Annotated in this window: 18 protein-coding genes; 6 read left to right on the forward strand and 12 right to left on the reverse strand. The window is 39.8% G+C overall.

What is annotated here, in order from left to right; translation table 11 throughout:
• The first annotated feature begins 45 nt into the window (after nucleotides 1-45).
• Nucleotides 46-1,086 carry an oxygen-dependent coproporphyrinogen oxidase gene (hemF, locus tag QUD05_RS28190; RefSeq protein WP_289798952.1) on the forward strand — a complete coding sequence of 347 codons (1,041 nt, stop codon included), beginning with the start codon at nucleotides 46-48 and terminating at the stop codon, nucleotides 1,084-1,086.
• A 252-nt stretch (nucleotides 1,087-1,338) separates the two neighbouring features.
• Nucleotides 1,339-1,707: an STAS domain-containing protein gene (locus QUD05_RS28195; RefSeq protein ID WP_094351701.1), complete on the forward strand. Its 369-nt coding sequence runs from the start codon at nucleotides 1,339-1,341 to the stop codon at nucleotides 1,705-1,707.
• A gap of 85 nt (nucleotides 1,708-1,792) precedes the next feature.
• On the opposite strand, the gene QUD05_RS28200 is transcribed toward QUD05_RS28195, so the two are convergent.
• Complete coding sequence (locus tag QUD05_RS28200; RefSeq protein WP_289798953.1) at nucleotides 1,793-2,389, reverse strand: chromophore lyase CpcT/CpeT; 597 nt, start codon at nucleotides 2,387-2,389, stop codon at nucleotides 1,793-1,795.
• A gap of 209 nt (nucleotides 2,390-2,598) precedes the next feature.
• Between QUD05_RS28200 and psb29 the strand changes: the two genes are divergently transcribed.
• Nucleotides 2,599-3,306 (forward strand): photosystem II biogenesis protein Psp29, encoded by a 708-nt coding sequence (gene psb29, locus QUD05_RS28205; RefSeq protein ID WP_289798954.1) that lies wholly within the window; start codon nucleotides 2,599-2,601, stop codon nucleotides 3,304-3,306.
• A 75-nt stretch (nucleotides 3,307-3,381) separates the two neighbouring features.
• Here the strand turns inward: psb29 and QUD05_RS28210 are convergent, their stop codons facing one another.
• The 3 genes from QUD05_RS28210 to QUD05_RS28220 all read right to left on the reverse strand — a co-directional run bounded on the left by QUD05_RS28210 (nucleotide 3,382) and on the right by QUD05_RS28220 (nucleotide 5,604).
• A complete protein-coding gene (locus tag QUD05_RS28210; protein ID WP_289798955.1) occupies nucleotides 3,382-3,744 on the reverse strand; it encodes a phage holin family protein in 363 nt (120 codons plus the stop codon).
• A 396-nt stretch (nucleotides 3,745-4,140) separates the two neighbouring features.
• Nucleotides 4,141-4,833, reverse strand: coding sequence for an ExbD/TolR family protein (locus QUD05_RS28215; protein WP_289798956.1), 693 nt, complete (start codon nucleotides 4,831-4,833; stop codon nucleotides 4,141-4,143).
• A gap of 42 nt (nucleotides 4,834-4,875) precedes the next feature.
• Nucleotides 4,876-5,604, reverse strand: coding sequence for a MotA/TolQ/ExbB proton channel family protein (locus QUD05_RS28220; protein WP_289798957.1), 729 nt, complete (start codon nucleotides 5,602-5,604; stop codon nucleotides 4,876-4,878).
• 398 nt (nucleotides 5,605-6,002) lie between these two features.
• Here QUD05_RS28220 and trmB point away from each other — a divergent pair, with 398 nt between their 5' ends.
• The 3 genes from trmB (at nucleotide 6,003) to QUD05_RS28235 (ending at nucleotide 8,247) form a co-directional block, all read left to right on the forward strand.
• Complete coding sequence (trmB, locus tag QUD05_RS28225) at nucleotides 6,003-6,656, forward strand: tRNA (guanosine(46)-N7)-methyltransferase TrmB (RefSeq protein WP_289798958.1); 654 nt, start codon at nucleotides 6,003-6,005, stop codon at nucleotides 6,654-6,656.
• A gap of 761 nt (nucleotides 6,657-7,417) precedes the next feature.
• A complete protein-coding gene (locus tag QUD05_RS28230) occupies nucleotides 7,418-7,648 on the forward strand; it encodes a hypothetical protein (RefSeq protein WP_289798959.1) in 231 nt (76 codons plus the stop codon).
• Nucleotides 7,649-7,809: 161 nt separating this feature from the next.
• On the forward strand, nucleotides 7,810-8,247 hold the full coding sequence (locus QUD05_RS28235; protein WP_289798960.1) for a nitrogen fixation protein: 438 nt from the start codon (nucleotides 7,810-7,812) through the stop codon (nucleotides 8,245-8,247).
• Nucleotides 8,248-8,446: 199 nt separating this feature from the next.
• Here QUD05_RS28235 and QUD05_RS28240 read toward each other — a convergent pair whose 3' ends face one another.
• The 8 genes from QUD05_RS28240 to QUD05_RS28275 form a co-directional block, all read right to left on the reverse strand.
• Nucleotides 8,447-9,217 carry a peptidylprolyl isomerase gene (locus tag QUD05_RS28240; protein ID WP_289798961.1) on the reverse strand — a complete coding sequence of 257 codons (771 nt, stop codon included), beginning with the start codon at nucleotides 9,215-9,217 and terminating at the stop codon, nucleotides 8,447-8,449.
• Nucleotides 9,218-9,247: 30 nt separating this feature from the next.
• Nucleotides 9,248-10,288 carry an aldo/keto reductase gene (locus QUD05_RS28245; protein ID WP_289798962.1) on the reverse strand — a complete coding sequence of 347 codons (1,041 nt, stop codon included), beginning with the start codon at nucleotides 10,286-10,288 and terminating at the stop codon, nucleotides 9,248-9,250.
• Nucleotides 10,285-11,385 carry a T3SS effector HopA1 family protein gene (locus tag QUD05_RS28250; protein WP_289798963.1) on the reverse strand — a complete coding sequence of 367 codons (1,101 nt, stop codon included), beginning with the start codon at nucleotides 11,383-11,385 and terminating at the stop codon, nucleotides 10,285-10,287. The genes QUD05_RS28245 and QUD05_RS28250 overlap by 4 nt, the downstream gene beginning before the upstream one ends.
• 597 nt (nucleotides 11,386-11,982) lie before the next feature.
• Entirely contained in the window at nucleotides 11,983-13,146 is a 1,164-nt protein-coding gene (locus QUD05_RS28255) for a phosphotransferase (protein ID WP_289798964.1), read from the reverse strand.
• 626 nt (nucleotides 13,147-13,772) lie between these two features.
• The gene (locus QUD05_RS28260) at nucleotides 13,773-14,012 is read right to left on the reverse strand and encodes a hypothetical protein (protein ID WP_289798965.1); all 240 of its coding nucleotides are present in this window, start codon (nucleotides 14,010-14,012) and stop codon (nucleotides 13,773-13,775) included.
• A 147-nt stretch (nucleotides 14,013-14,159) separates the two neighbouring features.
• Nucleotides 14,160-14,387: a hypothetical protein gene (locus QUD05_RS28265; RefSeq protein WP_289798966.1), complete on the reverse strand. Its 228-nt coding sequence runs from the start codon at nucleotides 14,385-14,387 to the stop codon at nucleotides 14,160-14,162.
• 119 nt (nucleotides 14,388-14,506) lie between these two features.
• Nucleotides 14,507-14,734 (reverse strand): hypothetical protein, encoded by a 228-nt coding sequence (locus tag QUD05_RS28270; RefSeq protein ID WP_289798967.1) that lies wholly within the window; start codon nucleotides 14,732-14,734, stop codon nucleotides 14,507-14,509.
• A 119-nt stretch (nucleotides 14,735-14,853) separates the two neighbouring features.
• Nucleotides 14,854-15,081 (reverse strand): hypothetical protein, encoded by a 228-nt coding sequence (locus QUD05_RS28275; protein ID WP_289798968.1) that lies wholly within the window; start codon nucleotides 15,079-15,081, stop codon nucleotides 14,854-14,856.
• Nucleotides 15,082-16,195: the final 1,114 nt, after the last annotated feature.

Raw genomic sequence — 16,195 nt, forward strand, 5'->3', positions numbered from 1 at the left:
AAAATTTGTGGCTTTCTGGAAATTGTAATTTAGGTTCGGGAATCTATGTTGACCAACTCGCAAACACCAACTGTAGAAGCAGAATCATCAAAGTCTTTGCCAGCACCTGATGCCCAGACTAGGGTCAGTCAGTTTATGAAACAACTGCAAGACGAAATTACCGAATCATTGGCAAAACTAGATGGTGTGGCTAAATTTAATGAAGATAGTTGGGAACGCCCAGAAGGAGGGGGAGGGCGATCGCGCGTGCTGCGAGATGGTGCAATATTTGAACAAGCAGGTGTAAACTTTTCTGAAGTTCAGGGTTCCCATTTGCCACCCTCAATTTTAACCCAACGCCCTGAAGCCGCAGGGCATGGCTTTTATGCCACAGGCACTTCAATGGTATTACATCCTCGTAATCCTTATGTGCCCACAGTTCATCTCAATTATCGCTACTTTGAAGCGGGGCCAGTGTGGTGGTTTGGTGGTGGTTTAGACTTGACACCTTATTACCCCTTTGCTGAAGATGCGGCACATTTACACAAAACGTTAAAACAGGCTTGCGACCAACACCACCCAGAGTATTACCCAGTGTTTAAGAAGTGGTGTGATGAATATTTCTACCTCAAGCATCGTGATGAGACACGGGGTGTCGGTGGTCTATTTTTTGATTACCAAGATGGTCGGGGTGCTTTATACCGCGGGCCAAATCCCAATGGAGAAGCGGCTATTTATAGCAACCAGGTGGGAACACCAGCAACCCGCAATTGGGAAGATTTGTTTGCTTTTGTGCAAGACTGTGGTAAAGCATTTTTACCAGCCTACGTACCAATTGTAGAACGGCGCAATGGGATAGAGTATAGCGATCGCCAACGCAATTTTCAACTCTACCGCCGGGGACGTTATGTAGAATTTAACTTGGTTTATGACCGAGGCACTATTTTTGGTCTGCAAACCAATGGACGCACCGAATCAATTCTCATGTCCCTACCTCCCTTAGTGCGCTGGGAATACGGCTATCAACCGGAACCCAATTCCCCTGAAGCCGAGTTGTATGAAACTTTCCTCAAACCTCAAGATTGGATTAACTGGACACCTAAATAGTGCTGAGTGCTGAGTTAAGAGTTAGGAGTGAGGAGTTATGATAATTTATCCTCATCTCCCCCAACTCCCTCATCTCACTCATCTCCCTCATCTTTCCCACTCCCCACTATTTTGGTGAGTTATAACTACTAAAGTTAAGCACTTACCTGAAAAAGGTGACAAATTTAGCTATAGCTTGTTAATCTCAAGTGACAGCATTAGAAAATTCTGTCACTAGTTAATCTTAAAAGGAATGCCACGGGGAGGGCTTTAGTGATTCATATAGACCAAAAAACTTATACAACCCAAGACGGAAACACCGTTATCGTCTTGACACCATCAGGCCGTCTGGATATCACCACGGCTTGGCAATTTCGCCTGAAGTTACAAGAGTGTATTTCCAAACTCAGTCGCCATGTAGTTGTAAATCTGGCTCAGGTAAATTTTATTGATAGTTCTGGTCTTACATCTTTGGTAGCTGGAATGCGTGATGCTGATAAAGTCAAGGGCAGTTTCCGCATCTGTAATGTACACCCAGAAGCCAAACTCGTGTTTGAAGTGACGATGATGGATACTGTTTTTGAAATCTTTGAAACAGAAGAGGAAGCTTTAGAAGGTGTACCTCGTAGCATTGCCAGCTAAAAAACAGTTAGAAGTTAAGAGTGAGGAGTGAGGAGTTGATTCAAAATTCATAACTCATAACTCATAACTCATAACTTTATGTTATTCAATACTGATTCCGCTTGGTGTAGCGATAAGGCCCCATAATAGCTCCCCAGGTTGCTTTTCCAGTTGCGGGATCAATTCCTTTGTCGTAGCTGTGAAATTCTGTCGCTGTAGCTGCAAAACCTAAAGAAACATGGATACTATTGCCAAGATAAGTAAAGCTACAATGACTCTCTGGTAGTGGGGTAGCGGTAAAATTATAGCGATCGCCAGCTAGTTTCTCCTGAGTAACTGTTAGGATACAACCTGGTAGTAAATCTAATTGTTCGGATGTCAGTGTGTTTAGTAGAGCAGGATTATCACCTGCGCCTTTTAATGCACCTGGATCTTGAGGCATATAATATTGAACTTCCACCGTTGCGTCAGAGTCGCTGCTTTGACGCAACCGGATAATTCGCTGGCGATAAGGTTGATCTAAGGTAATAACGTTAGCCTGTTCGGCAAATAAGGTGATACTATCTTCTGCGAACAGATTAACTGGTCTTTGCCACAGGCACAGGTGGACATACCAAACTGGTTCTGCTATGGCTTGTTCCCGATTATCAAATTTACCAGCTAAGTACTCACCTAAAGCAATTAACTTTGGCGATAAGTTCATAAATACAAAAAATAAATCATTAAGGATAATAATTTTTGGCTAGTTTTTTAAGAGAAAAGGTCTGATCTCCTGTAGCTATCAGTTTATAAAATACTTCTAATATGTATATATTGTAAATGAAACCATCACCCGCAAAAAGCTCAACTTGGCAAAGTAGCCTTTAAGCGAGAAAATAAAGATACGTCGCCCTTAACATTTCTTTTTTCTTTGTGAATAACGTCCGTACAGTCTCTGATACAAAGCGAACTTTCTACAATCTTCACACCCGTCCGATCAACACTATTTATCGTCGGGTAGTAGAAGAATTGATGGTGGAAATGCATCTGCTGTCAGTAAATATCGATTTTAGCTACAATCCAATTTATGCCTTGGGTGTCGTCACTACTTTTGATCGCTTCATGGAAGGCTATCAACCAGAACGGGATCAAGAATCAATTTTTAACGCCTTATGTCAGGCTATAGAAAAAGATCCGCAACAATATCGACAGGATGCCCAGAGATTGCAAACTGTAGCTAAAGGTTTGCCAGTCAAAGATTTAATTGGGTGGCTGGACCAAACTACTTACTTAGATAGAGATGCTGACTTGCAAGCAACCCTACAAGCAATCGCCAATAATCCTAACTTTAAATACAACCGTTTGTTCGCAATTGGTGTATTTTCGTTATTAGAACAGTCAGATCCCGAATTAGTCAAAGATGAAAAGCAACTCACTGAGGCGCTAAAAGCGATCGCTGCTGGCTTGCATCTTTCTGATGACAAACTCAACAAGGATTTGGAGTTATACCGTTCTAACCTAGATAAAATGGCGCAAGCGCTAGTAGTGATGGCAGATATACTCTCAGCCGATCGCAAAAAACGCGACCAACGTAAACAACAATCAACTACCCCACTTGCTCCCCCAAGTTCCAACGAATAGTTAGAATTTGGCAGTGATGAGTTAGGAGTTATGAGTGAGGAATTGTTAATAACTCCTAACTCCTAACTCTTAGCTTTAGACGCCCAATATTTTGTAGATTAAGCTGTTAATTATAGTCAGCGTAAACGCCCCAATAACAGCACTCCAAATTCCGTAGCGCAAGCGAAAGCCCTCTACTAACCAAGCAGCAATACTAAAACAAACCACGGCAATCATAAATGTGAAAATGCCGGATAATAAGTCCAAAGTGAGTAGGTTTGGTACTGCAAAAATGAGGCTTAAAATCGGTCTGACTATTGCCGTCACGATACCAAGCACTGCGGCAGAAAGAAACGCTTTACCAGGAGTATCAATTTCAACTCCCAAAGGCAACTTACTAATTATCAACAAGCTGATAGCGGTTACGACCCAAACAATTAAAAGCGTCACGATATTCATGCCACAACCCCTGATACTAATTAGTAATTCGTAATTCGTAATTCGTAACTAGGACACACTGAAAGACGCTTGATACAAGTGCTTTTCAATCTGTTAACCTATTTGGACATCCTTCCCCAATTTGGTATGAAATGTGGATGGTAATTGGTGATAAATTGCTCAGTCTATAGGTGAAAAAATATTTAAAGCTCAACCAATTATTTGTAAATTAGCAGCTTTTTTTTATCTAGCCAAGATTTATTCTAGATATCTTTAGGTTTGGGAAAAAGCTTGCAGGGGAAGTGGGGAGTGGTGGATGAGGAAACAGGGGAGCAGAGGAGCAGGGGAGGCAGGGGAGGCAGGGGGAGAAGAACTATTAATTATTGCCCTATGCCCCATGCCCCATGCCCCTCTATCTCATCTTTTAAGAGGAGGTTGAGTTTGTTTGGGTGCTACAGGCGCTTGAGGCGCTGTTGAGTTAGGAACTACAGGAGAAATACCAGGATTGATAGGACTGATGCCTTGCCCAGTTGGAGGCTGAGTGATGCTAGGAAAGGGTACAGAATTAGGTGCTAAGGGGAATTTTGGGGTAATATTCCCTTCGGGATTGATGCCTGGAAGTGGCGCAGCACCAGGATTGATTGGAAAAGAGGGGACAGCAGGCTCGTTAGGCGAGTTTATGGATGGTTGAGATGGGCCAGGAATAATTCCCAAAGAAACGCGATCGCCCCCTACTTGTCGTAGCAAATCCAATGTCTCAATCACATCATTGTAAGTTGCGGTGCGCGAAGCATTCAGCACGACAACGGCATTAGGGTTTGCTTGCAGATACTGTTTTAAACTCTGTCTCAAATCTTCCTGTTTTACAGGCTGTTTTTCTATGTAAGTATTACCCACAGCATCGATGGTAACAATCACACTTCCACTCTGTGATGTTATTCCAGAGACTGTACTGGGGCTGGCTTTAGGCAAATCAACATTTATTGCCTGTTGCCGTGTAAATTGTAAAGCCGCTAATAAAAAAAATGTCAGGATACAAAAAACGACATCAATTAAAGGGATGATTTGAATTTGGACTTCTTCAATTGGAGTATGTAGATTAACTTTCATGTCTCACTCTCAAGCCTGGTTCAGGGGTTGAATTATTGACTCTTAATTAGGTGTATTTGGGGGTTCAGGAGGTTCAGGCAACCTAGTTTTTACTGGCTTGCGGGGTGGAGTGAAATTTTCTGGCACAATTGCTGATGTCCTATTGCTAAAGTCAGGAGGAGACTGGCGATAGAGCAATTCCATTTCATTCCCTGCTTTCCGAAAAACTTTGACTTGGTTGACTACAAAACTTTGAAATAGGCGGTAAAATACCAAACTAATAATGGCGACTATTAGCCCACTTGCCGTACTAATTAAGGATTCACCAATACCAGTAGTCACCCCAGCAGTAGATTCAGTTCCCAAATCGCCAATCCGAATTGAACGCAGAGAGTGGATTAAACCCAAAACTGTTCCCAACAATCCTAGTAACGGCGCTAGAGCAATCACGGCTTCTAAAAGTTTTTCGCCCCGCCGCATCCCGGCTAATTCGTCTTCTGCCGTAGCCTCCAGTGCTAGTCGAAAGGTTTCCGCATCACTTTTCGCAAAACGTAGAGGGGCGTAGAGAAAGCGCCCAACAGGTTGATGGTTTGCTTGTCTTGCAATGTCCGCAGCTACTTCCCAATTATCCTGGGCAGCATCCAGGATGCGATCGACTATTTGCTTTTCCTGAGTCAAAATTCGCAACCAGAACCATATACGCTCGAAAATGACACTCAACGCCAGAATCGAGAGAATTAGCAAAGGCCACATTGCTGACCCACCCTTATAAAACAAATCTAAAATATCCACTGTTTAAGTTTCCTCCCTCCACGATTAGAGCAAATGTGTTAAAGCATTTTAATTCTAGAGATTAATGCAAAATGAGGGACTTCCAAAATATAAATTTCTCGAAAACCTAAAAAAACAGTGCAAAAATGACGTATTTGAATGATACTGTTGTACAAACTTGCTGCTAGGTAGGCAATTGAATGATAGACCGATAATTTTTGGCATACTTTTGCTAGACTTCCTTGTAATACCAATTTGAAAAAACAATGCGATACATAGATAAGACCCTCTCCAACCCTCTCCAAGGCTTCGGGGAGGGTGCGTGTCAGTGAGGGTGGGTGTTTGGTCGCAAACATTTTTTGAATTGATATAACCTGAAATTTCACCACAGGATATTTTCACGTTAAGGAGAACAAATTTTGGCAGCAGTCCGAGTCCGCCAGCATGTTAATCCACTTGGTAAAAAGTATCAAACACCAGCAAGTCCCCAAGACTTGGAAAAAATTTATGCAAAGCCAAATCAACCACTACATTTAGATATTGGCTGCGCGAAGGGCCTGTTTTTGTTGAATATGGCCAAGATAGAACCCAACTGGAATTTTCTCGGCTTGGAAATTCGGGAACCGCTGGTGGTGGAGGCGAATAAGTTACGTTCTGAATTAGGTTTAACCAACCTGCACTATTTATTTTGCAATGTGAATAACTCACTGCACTCACTTTTATCTTCCCTGCCTCCAGGAAGTTTACAACGCGTTACTATTCAATTTCCCGATCCTTGGTTTAAAACCCGCCACGCTAAACGTCGTGTAGTGCAACCAGAACTAGTGGCAGACTTAGCTAAGTATCTTGCGGTTGGGGGGTTGGTATTTTTGCAATCAGATATGGAATTTGTAGCTGTAGAAATGCGCGATCGCTTTGCCGCTCATCCAGCTTACCAGAAAGTTGGTACAGGAGAATGGTTCGCTGAAAATCCACTACCAGTCCCCACAGAACGGGAAGTAGGCACGCAAAAAAAGGGTGAGCCTGTTTATCGAGCTTTGTTTGTCAAGCAAGAAGTTGCGAATGAGGAGTAGTGATAGCCTTAGAGCGATAGTCTAGCGCCATGGCCAATATGGCTTGTTATCTTGAGATTTTAGAGTTTCTATCTTTTTTTAAGTTTATATAGAGTCAACTTAAACATTAGATATTTTCTGTCAGTTGGCAATATTTTCGGGACATAAATGTTTTAGTTAATGGTTGAAATTGCCTGAAATATGATATGAAAGTTTAATTGGTATGTAAGAGTTTACAGCTTGAGGAACTTATATGTCCCCCTACATAAAATAAGAATAACTCAAAATTTATCGTTTTTTAGGGACATAAAAGTTTTATTTCTGTCTTATTCAAGTTCTAAAAAATAGAGTAATTAGCTTTATTTGTTTTTAACATAAAGGTATATTATAGCGTTTCCTAATCACATGAGGTACATCTTAGCCCCCTCCTCGCTTGCCTATCCATTACCCGGATCTTTCTTAACATTTGTGAGAGTATTGACTCAGGCTTTTATAACCCTTATTGGTTCGTTGTTTATTCTCAATAAAAACGCAGTTTTAGCGACAATATTAAAAGCGAATTTGTCAAGTATGCCTAACTCTTCAGTGTCTAAGACGGCTATAGAGCATAGGTTTCAAGATTGTAAAGAAAGATGTGACTAATGGATAGCTCGCTTGCGGGGAGGGGTTGAGGGTGGGGTTCTTGTACCTCACTCAACCGAGAATCGCTATAGGCAATTACACTAATAAATATAATAATTGCCTAAAAATAATCACTAGTCAAAAATTAGAGGAAAATCAAGATGAAAGCGAAAGAAAGAAAGTATAACAGTCAAATTGAGATTAGCGATTTGATTGATGATGCTGTGAAAAATGCTGTGACACGTCGGAACGAAGTTTTGAATTCAGAAGAAGCTTTTTTATCTATGTCTGACGAAGAAGCAAAAAACGTTGCAGGTGGAGTATTAGCACCTTTTATTCTTACTACTATAGGAATCATAGCACCCAATCCAACTGATACCAATTCTGTATGAAGATGCGCCAAACTATATGAGGAACGAACCGCATTCGCGCAGCATCTCGTTAGAGAAGGGCGCAAAGGACACAAAGAAGAAAGAAAATTTGGCGCAGCCTCACAAAGAAATGGTATGAGACGTTGTATTCATAAATATTATCTCCACTGGAGGCTCAATTGATGGAAGACATTGTTGTGGATAAAACTACACTCTGTCCCAGTGCTAGGCCCGAATCTTGGGATAGTGTTGTCTTTGGCGTAGTCGTTGGGACAGTAACAGAACCCCGTGTAGCTTATCTCAAAAAGCCCCAACCTATCACAGATGAACTAATAGCAAAAGCTAGTCCAATTACACCTGCGGAAATTTTTCGAATGGCAGCACCTTGCGCTACTAAAGGTTGTCAGCATTTTGATGGACAAGATTGCCGTCTAGCGATGCGAATTGTAGAAAAGTTACCTGTAGTAGCAGAAGAACTATCCCCCTGTTCCATACGCCGAAATTGTCGGTGGTGGCAACAAGAAGGTAGAGCCGCTTGTATGCGTTGTCCGCAAGTTATTACAGATAACTACAATGCATCTGAGTTAGCAGTTAAGGTAGCGGCACCAATATCTGATTAGAACAAATCAAAGTTCAATATTTTTCAAAAAACTTATTGATTAATGAGGAGAATTTTCATATTAGATAAACACAAAAGCTAAATGTTTAAAGAGCTTTGATTATAAACTCAAAAAATACTAAATAGTTATCCAAAACCCATGTAGAGACATAGCAGTGCTACGTCTCTACATTCATTTTCATTCCTATGTTTATGTAATCCTAATCGTGGGTATTTTTCAAATTTTGCAACCACGCTTGAAACAACGAGTCCATAATTTGTTCTCTCACTGCTTGATTCAATTCTATCGGGAACCACTTTTCCACTCTCATAACGTGATACCCCACTTTTGTTTGCACAGGGCCAATAATTTCACCTTCCTTAGCTTCAGTAAGAGGTTTGGCAATTTCCGGTACCAGTTCTACTAAATAGCGAACTCCTACAAAACCGCCATTTTCTTGTGACTGCTGACCCTTAGAATGTTCCAAAGCCAAAGCACAGAAAGAAGCTTGTCCTTCGCGTAGAATTTGCACGATTTTCCAAGCAGTTGCCAGATCAGTAACCAGAATTTGCGATAGCGCTACCCGTCTGTAGTTGTCGCGGTTGGAAACATAAGCGCCATCGACTGTTGCACCGAACAGATGTTCTTTAAGCTTCTTCTCCAACAGTACTACTTTAATTCCTTGCGACCACTCATCTACACTAATGCGCTGCTCCTCCAGCCATGCACTAGTTTCTGCATTTCCCCATAACTTGCGTTCCAAGCGAAAAGCATCGCCAGCGGCTTGCCATTCATCATCAGATATTTCAATTCCTAACTGGTTGCAGTTAGCTAAAACTAATGCCTCACGTTCAGCAGCGATCGCAATTTCTGCAAACCTAGCAGAATGACGCAGATATGTCAAAATTTCTGCATCGGTTGCTGGATGAGATTGCACGGGTTCGTTGGTTAAAACCTTGGGCGGTAAAGTTTGTTCTAATTGTTCGGTCATGGCTTAATGATATCTAAGTAATAGTGTTTTCTATCTGCCAACAAGCAAACGTTCTGTAGGGATTTCGTGAGGTTTGATGTGGTTGCGATGTAAGTCGCCGTAAAGGTTGAGGTAGTCGATTTCTTCAGGGGTAAGTTTGCCCTTTTGCACACCCTGAATTGCTGCATCTACATGTTCACGAGTTTGCCAACCTGCTAACGCAACATCTACAGAGTTTTGACTTAAAGAATAGCGATATAAATCTGGGACTGAAGGTTGCCAGCATCCAGTTGGTAAACCAGCCGGGGGTTCCCAGAGCGCACCCATCATACCTGCGGACTTAAAGGTGACAATCCCTGGTCTATAGGGATCGTTGGCATCCAAATGGGGGAACACCTTTTTTTGGGCTGTACGATGTGCCACATTGTGCCTCACCATCGCAACATCCAAAAAAGGGCTATTTAGCCACTGTTTTGCTAAATCGTGGTCGTGAAAAGAAGCACCAATATAGCGCACTACACCCATTTCTTTCATCTTTTCGGAAATACCAAATACTCTTTCTATTTGGCGCTGAGTTACTGACCCCGGGCCACGGATATCGTCAGAGGCCCTGATACACTTCTCAAAAGCAGGATGATTATGCTCATCAATCCAGCCCCAGAAAAACACATCAATGTAGTCAATACCTAAGTCGATAAATTGATCGAATAAATAGGTGAATGCTGTGTCTGGGGTTCTAATCATGTAACTGACAGTTGCCAGAACTACCTTCTCACGCATTGAGGAACCGCGTCCGCATAATTGGCGGAGCGCAGGACGCATCGAACTATAAAGATATTGATGTAAATCGCTGGAGTAGAAAAAAAGNTTGATGCCTTGGTCGAAGGCGTAAAGGGTATCCTCACTGGAGATGTGGCCTCCACCTCCTAGTCCTAAACAACTAACAGTTAAGTCAGTCCGCCCAAGTTTGCGGTAGAAAGGTAGATCTGATTGAGCAAATCTACTATTAGCAATGGCAAGTTCCTCAGCAGATGTTAACTGTGGCTGAACATTAGGAGTCTGAATATCAGGAGCAAGATGAGTAATTTTCATGACTTTAAAGCTGGGTAAATATCTTCAGACTTGGCATTGAGGTAAGGACGTTGCAGATCAATTTCCAGTGCGGAGAATTGTGCCAAAATCGATGCCATCCGACCTTCTGGCGAATTATCCTCTTGCTCCCAAGCTTCTATCAAACCATTGGTTATAATTTGACAGCGATTCATCCCAAAGCTTTCTTTTTCGCCAAATTTCTGATCTGGTTCTTCAGCGATCGCTAACCCTGGTGCGATAAGTTTAGTAAATAAAGGCACTTCTGGCAGAAAATGGGATTGATGTTCTGCATAAACCTTTTCTAGTACTGGGTGGACAACTTCATAGTTGTTTTTGTCAAAGTAAAGTACCGCTGAGTCATGACGCCCATAATCTGAAGGATTATATAACGCTTTAAAGTTGAAAGGCAGAGCGATGGCATTAAGTTGAGTAGTCAAGCTTTCCATGACTGCAACTGCACCATCAGTAGTTAAGTTGAAATAGACTCTTACTATATTTTCACCACTGTAAGAGCCTGCATTACTAACCGCCATGTAAAAACCGTTTTGCACCAAATTCTTGGGTAGTTTGATCGCAACTGGATTTCCTACAGTCACAGCTTCGTCTTGCGGTTGTAAATGTTTACTGCGTTCAATGTGCAGAGTCAAACCACCCTTGTGTACTGCTAAAGCGCCATCTGATTCTTCTTTCACCACCAGCCAATCGGGACTAAAGTAGCCTTCACCCTTGTTGCTTTCATGGAGGCGATTGTAAAATACCACATCTACGCCGAGAAAGGTGTTATTTTCTAAATTTTGGTTGACTGCTAAATTTGTTTCCTCCCCATCAACTGCTAAAGCACGTTTGAGAGAACCGTTGTAATAAATACCGTAGAGAAAATTAGATAGTTGAGCGTTTAAATATTTATCTTGTACATCTGAAGGCAATTGCTGAAATCGTGGAAGTGTCTCAGCTGTAACTTCAACGGGTTTGTAGTCGGGATGGCGAATACAAAATTTCGATTCTATGTGAATTTTATTAACTATATCTTGCAATGAATGCTGCAATGATTCTGGAATAGCTGCTAATTGTATTGGCAACGGATCTAGTAGTTGCATAGGTGCTTGCCTTTAACTAAAGGGAGATGGGAAGAAAAATGCCATTTTGTGACATACTCCGACACTGACAACAAGCTGTACAGTTTAGGCTTCTCAACTAATCCAGAAGACAGCTTCTCCTACGAAGACGCTAGCTATGTGAACGGAGGCGTTGAGCTTTGTTTAAAGTCCACGAAATGACCTACCGCAGACTAGAATTTCTTACCTTATACCATACAAGTTTTACTGCCCTAGATGAGATGCTGGCTTATTTGCGCTACCTCTCAAACCAATTGGTAACTTGTATTAATCAAAATGTGCTGACTAACTTCTATGCTCTGNNNCGGAGTCTCTTGCCAGTAGTCATTATANNNCTGGACAGAGGCTTATCAGACACTAGTGTGGATGAAGCAAACCACAAGTATTTTACCAGAAAAAACACATAAATTGGCGATTATTCACCGACTCCATCACTCATTTGATAGGGTAGCGGTAGCGAGTCCGCAAGCGTCTTGAAATCAAATATTGCTCAAGGGTGGGACTGCGACGCTCTATCTACGAGACGCTGCACCAATCGCCCTCTTTTCAAGATGAGTAAAAGGCTTGTTTTGCTTGAAGTTAAACGGTAGATAAGCTTGTGGATGTAAGTTCTGATGCTTGCATTCCAAAAACTGTAGAAATCGATGCTTCTGGACGGCACAATAAAGACTTAGCCACTTGCAGCATACAGATACCCGTATTACCAAAAGATTTTTGGTATTGCAGGGTTGATTGAATAGCGATAATCAAATTCCAACCAGCAAACTGTACAACTCGCTGTAAAAAGTCAGGACAATGCTCTAAGATTTCTGGAAAGTGATTTAAATATGCGATCGCTAAAGCAGCAATAGAAGGTTGTATAGCCTCCAAGGGAGTTGTCGCCATCCGCAAGGATTCATCGATACTCATGTTTTTGCTGGTAATCATACTATTCAACCAGATATTTAGATAGCTACCGATGAGCGTACCTAAATCAAAAGCTGGATCTCCCCAACTGCACCTCTCCCAATCAATCAATCGTATCGTACTGTTGCCAAAACCTTGCTCCCAATCATCAGCTAAAAGGATATTATTTAATTTCAGATCATTGTGTGTTAGACAACTAGATTTTAAAGAATTTCCCAATTCAGCTATGGCTTGGCCTAAACTGTCATATCGTTGATACAAGGAAAAAAATTTCAGACCATCAGCAGGAACAGAACCAAAAATTTCTGGGCCAATCCGTCCCAGTTTTTTAACTAAATGAGGAAGGTTTTGAGAGGATTGATTACCCTGTTCTTGAGTGAAAAAAGCTTTATAATCTGTATGGTTGAAAGTTAAACTATGAATGCTGGCTAAAATTGTGCCTATAGCAGAGGCTATTTCTGTGGGAAAAACATTTTCCTTGCTATAGAAAGCCATCACGTCACGATAGTTATCCAAGTAATTAAAAATGATAATGGAATCATCTGGATTAAAATGCACTCCCTCTGATATCCAGCCGCGCATTTGGCTTAACTCTGGAAATTTCTGGAAAAATTCTTGAATTTGCCATTCCCGAAAGAATTCACCAGATGTTTTCCCTTCTTGGTTAAGAGGTTCTTGTTTTATTAGAAGTTTACTTTGGTTTGTAAGAGTCAGTAATAAGTTAAAGTTTTTGGCGTATTTCGGTTCAATTTGGCTATATTCTTGGTCTTCTGGAGTACAAAGACCTAGCTTAATTAAATAATCAAAAATGTTTTGAGAACTCAAAGATAAAGTCATATTTCAACAATTAACATTTGATTATGTTATTTTATACCAACAAGACTACCAGGATCTCTACCTAATAATTTTATCGTTGATTATGGAGATGTATTGATGTTATTGCATGTATAAGCATTAAAGCCTTGCCCATTAATACTTGTTGCGTTTTGTTAAGTAGGGATTGCTAATTTGCTAAAAAGCTCGTTAATAAAAGCTATAAGCAATAATTCTATATCTATTAATTCTCCTTTTACAAGTTTAGCTCATCTTCTGTTAACTCATTAAAAAACGTTTCAGAATTGAAATAGAAAGATAGCCAAAAGTTAGACAGATTTTTAATCTTGATAGTGTTAATTTATTGCTCCTAACTTAAATACGCTTTATATATTATATAATAATTACTTTTTAAAATAAATGATCTAAAATTTATTAAATTTCAAATAATTACTTATACATTAATTTTACATTTAATTACATAAATGAAATGAGTTTTTTAGCGTTGACTTACTTAACTAGATGTATTGGTTAAGATAAGTAGCTTTTTTTAAAGCATTTATGCTCCATACAATTGATATGATATACGAAGCATTAAAACATTTATAAAAAGCCACTTTTTTAGCTTAAAGATGTATTTTAGCTAATCATCAACCGACTGCTGAATTTGCATTACCTATTGAATTTGCATTGATAGTGTTTGCAATAGCACTAAAGGCTGTATTTATATTAATATTAACAGAACCTACGTTGACAACCAGTCCTCCGCGTTTTCTACCTCCTGTGAGAGACTGTATCTCATCATTGGTCATATCATTGAGAAAACTTTCTGAATCTTGGAATAAATCGGAACCAAGGGGATATAGTTCTGAAATTTTGATATTGGGCATTTACTTTTCTCCTTGTGATATTGAGTCAATTACAATGCAGGGTAAACACATCTAAATTCAGTCTACAAGGATTAAACTTAGTTTTGTTTAATCCTTGATTTGATTATGATCTAGTACTCAGATTAAGTAACAACAGCTGAATTGAAGTTACTGTCCAACAACTGTGTTAACGTTACCTACGGTATTAGCATTGAAAGTATTGCCAATCACACTTCTAACAATTACACTGTTGTTGATTAGAGATACGGTTATTGCTGCTGTTGCACCTCCTGTGATCCCCATTTCTTGAGCGCCGAGTTCCTGAAGAAAGCTTTCAGAATCTTGGAACAATTCAGAACCAGCAGGACGTAATTCAGAAATTTTAATGGAAGCCATGATGTTTCTCCTTCAAAAAATTAAGTTGAGCTAATTTTGTTAGAAGATTAAACTTGGTTTTGTTTAACCCTTGATTTGATTATGAGCTAGTAGCCAGATTAAGTAACAACAACTTGAAGTTACTGTCCAATAACTGTGTTGACGTTACCGAATGTGTTAGCATTGGCAGTATTGCCAACCACACTTCTAACAATTACACTGTTGTTGATTAGAGTTAGAGTTATTGCTGCTGTTGCACCTCCTGTGATTCCCATTTCTTGAGCACCGAGTTCCTGAAGAAAGCTTTCAGAATCTTGGAACAATTCAGAACCAGCAGGACGTAATTCAGAAATTTTAATGGAAGCCATGATGTTTCTCCTTCAAAAAATTAAGTTGAGCTAATTTTGTTAGAAGATTAAACTTGGTTTTGTTTAACCCTTGATTTGATTATGAGCTAGTAGCCAGATTAAGTAACAACAACTTGAAGTTACTGTCCAACAACTGTGTTGACGTTACCGAATGTGTTAGCATTGGCAGTATTGCCAATAATAGTCCTAACAATTACACTGTTGTTGATTAGAGTTAGAGTTATTGCTGCTGTTGCACCTCCTGTGATTCCCATTTCTTGAGCACCGAGTTCCTGAAGAAAGCTTTCAGAATCTTGGAACAATTCAGAACCAGCAGGACGTAATTCAGAAATTTTAATGGAAGCCATGATGTTTCTCCTTCAAAAAATTAAGTTGAGCTAATTTTTCTAGAAGATTAAACTTTACTTTGTTTAACCCCTTGATTTCATTGTTATTGAATAAACTTTGAAAATCAAGCTTTTTAAGTTGCTTTTATAGACACAACTAAAGCTTTTATGTCTCTAAATTAAAATATAGCTTTGACAGTAGATTATATTGGGATAGAGCTTTACTAAGGCTTATACCTTTTTATAGTTTGGTATGGCTTTATTGCATAATTAATACTTTTTTATATACTCTGGAAAAAGAATAATTTAGGCGACTGGAAGTTGCTGCTACAGAGGCAAAGTCCACTTGCACGGACTAATCTCAAATTTTATCTGTTGAGAGTAATAAAAAAGGGTTAGTCCGATTTTCTTCCAAAGGTCTTGCTACACAAGGCTCTCTAAATAAGACTGTATAGGAGAAAAGGCAATACGGTTTGGTTAACGTTTTAATCTTTTGGAGATCCCCCCAATCTCCCCCTTAAAAAGGCTTACCTATAACCAGCTTTTAGCCGCTTAAAAGATGGTTATCAGAGGTGAGGGGATCTGAACCGAACCGTATTAGGATAAAAGAGGTTGCTGTTGGTAACTGCTTTTATAAAAATTATTATTAAATACCTGCTATCTCTTGTTTTTTTTGGAATAATTTTTCTTTGAAAGTCCCTTGTATTGAAAAAGTCAATGGTTTGATGACTACTTTTACAGACATTAGTGTAAGAGTTTTGTCTTTTAATGTCGTGTCTGAGCGACTACATCTTTGAGAGGTTGTTTGAAAAGTGGTTGGCAGTAATTTTAGGTACTGATTGATTCCCCTAAGAAGCCTTAAAAAGAGAGAACTGCAATCGGAGTCTCTCTTTTCAAGGGAAATTTAGCATGGTTATTTTATCTTAAAAAAGAAAAATACATATTGTGGCATGGCTTTTAACCTCTCTCCAAACCCATTTGTAAGAGGTTAAAAGTCATGCTAATTTTGTCAAGAGGATACGGGAAAAGAAATATAATAAGTTCACCTGTTGCCAATAAATATCTCCAGAAATTAGGTTTTATCTAGACAGGATAAGGGTTTGAGATTCTTTTTCGGAAATGTCTAATAGAATAG

It is taken from the genome of Nostoc sp. GT001, assembly GCF_030382115.1.
Lineage (GTDB): Bacteria > Cyanobacteriota > Cyanobacteriia > Cyanobacteriales > Nostocaceae > Nostoc.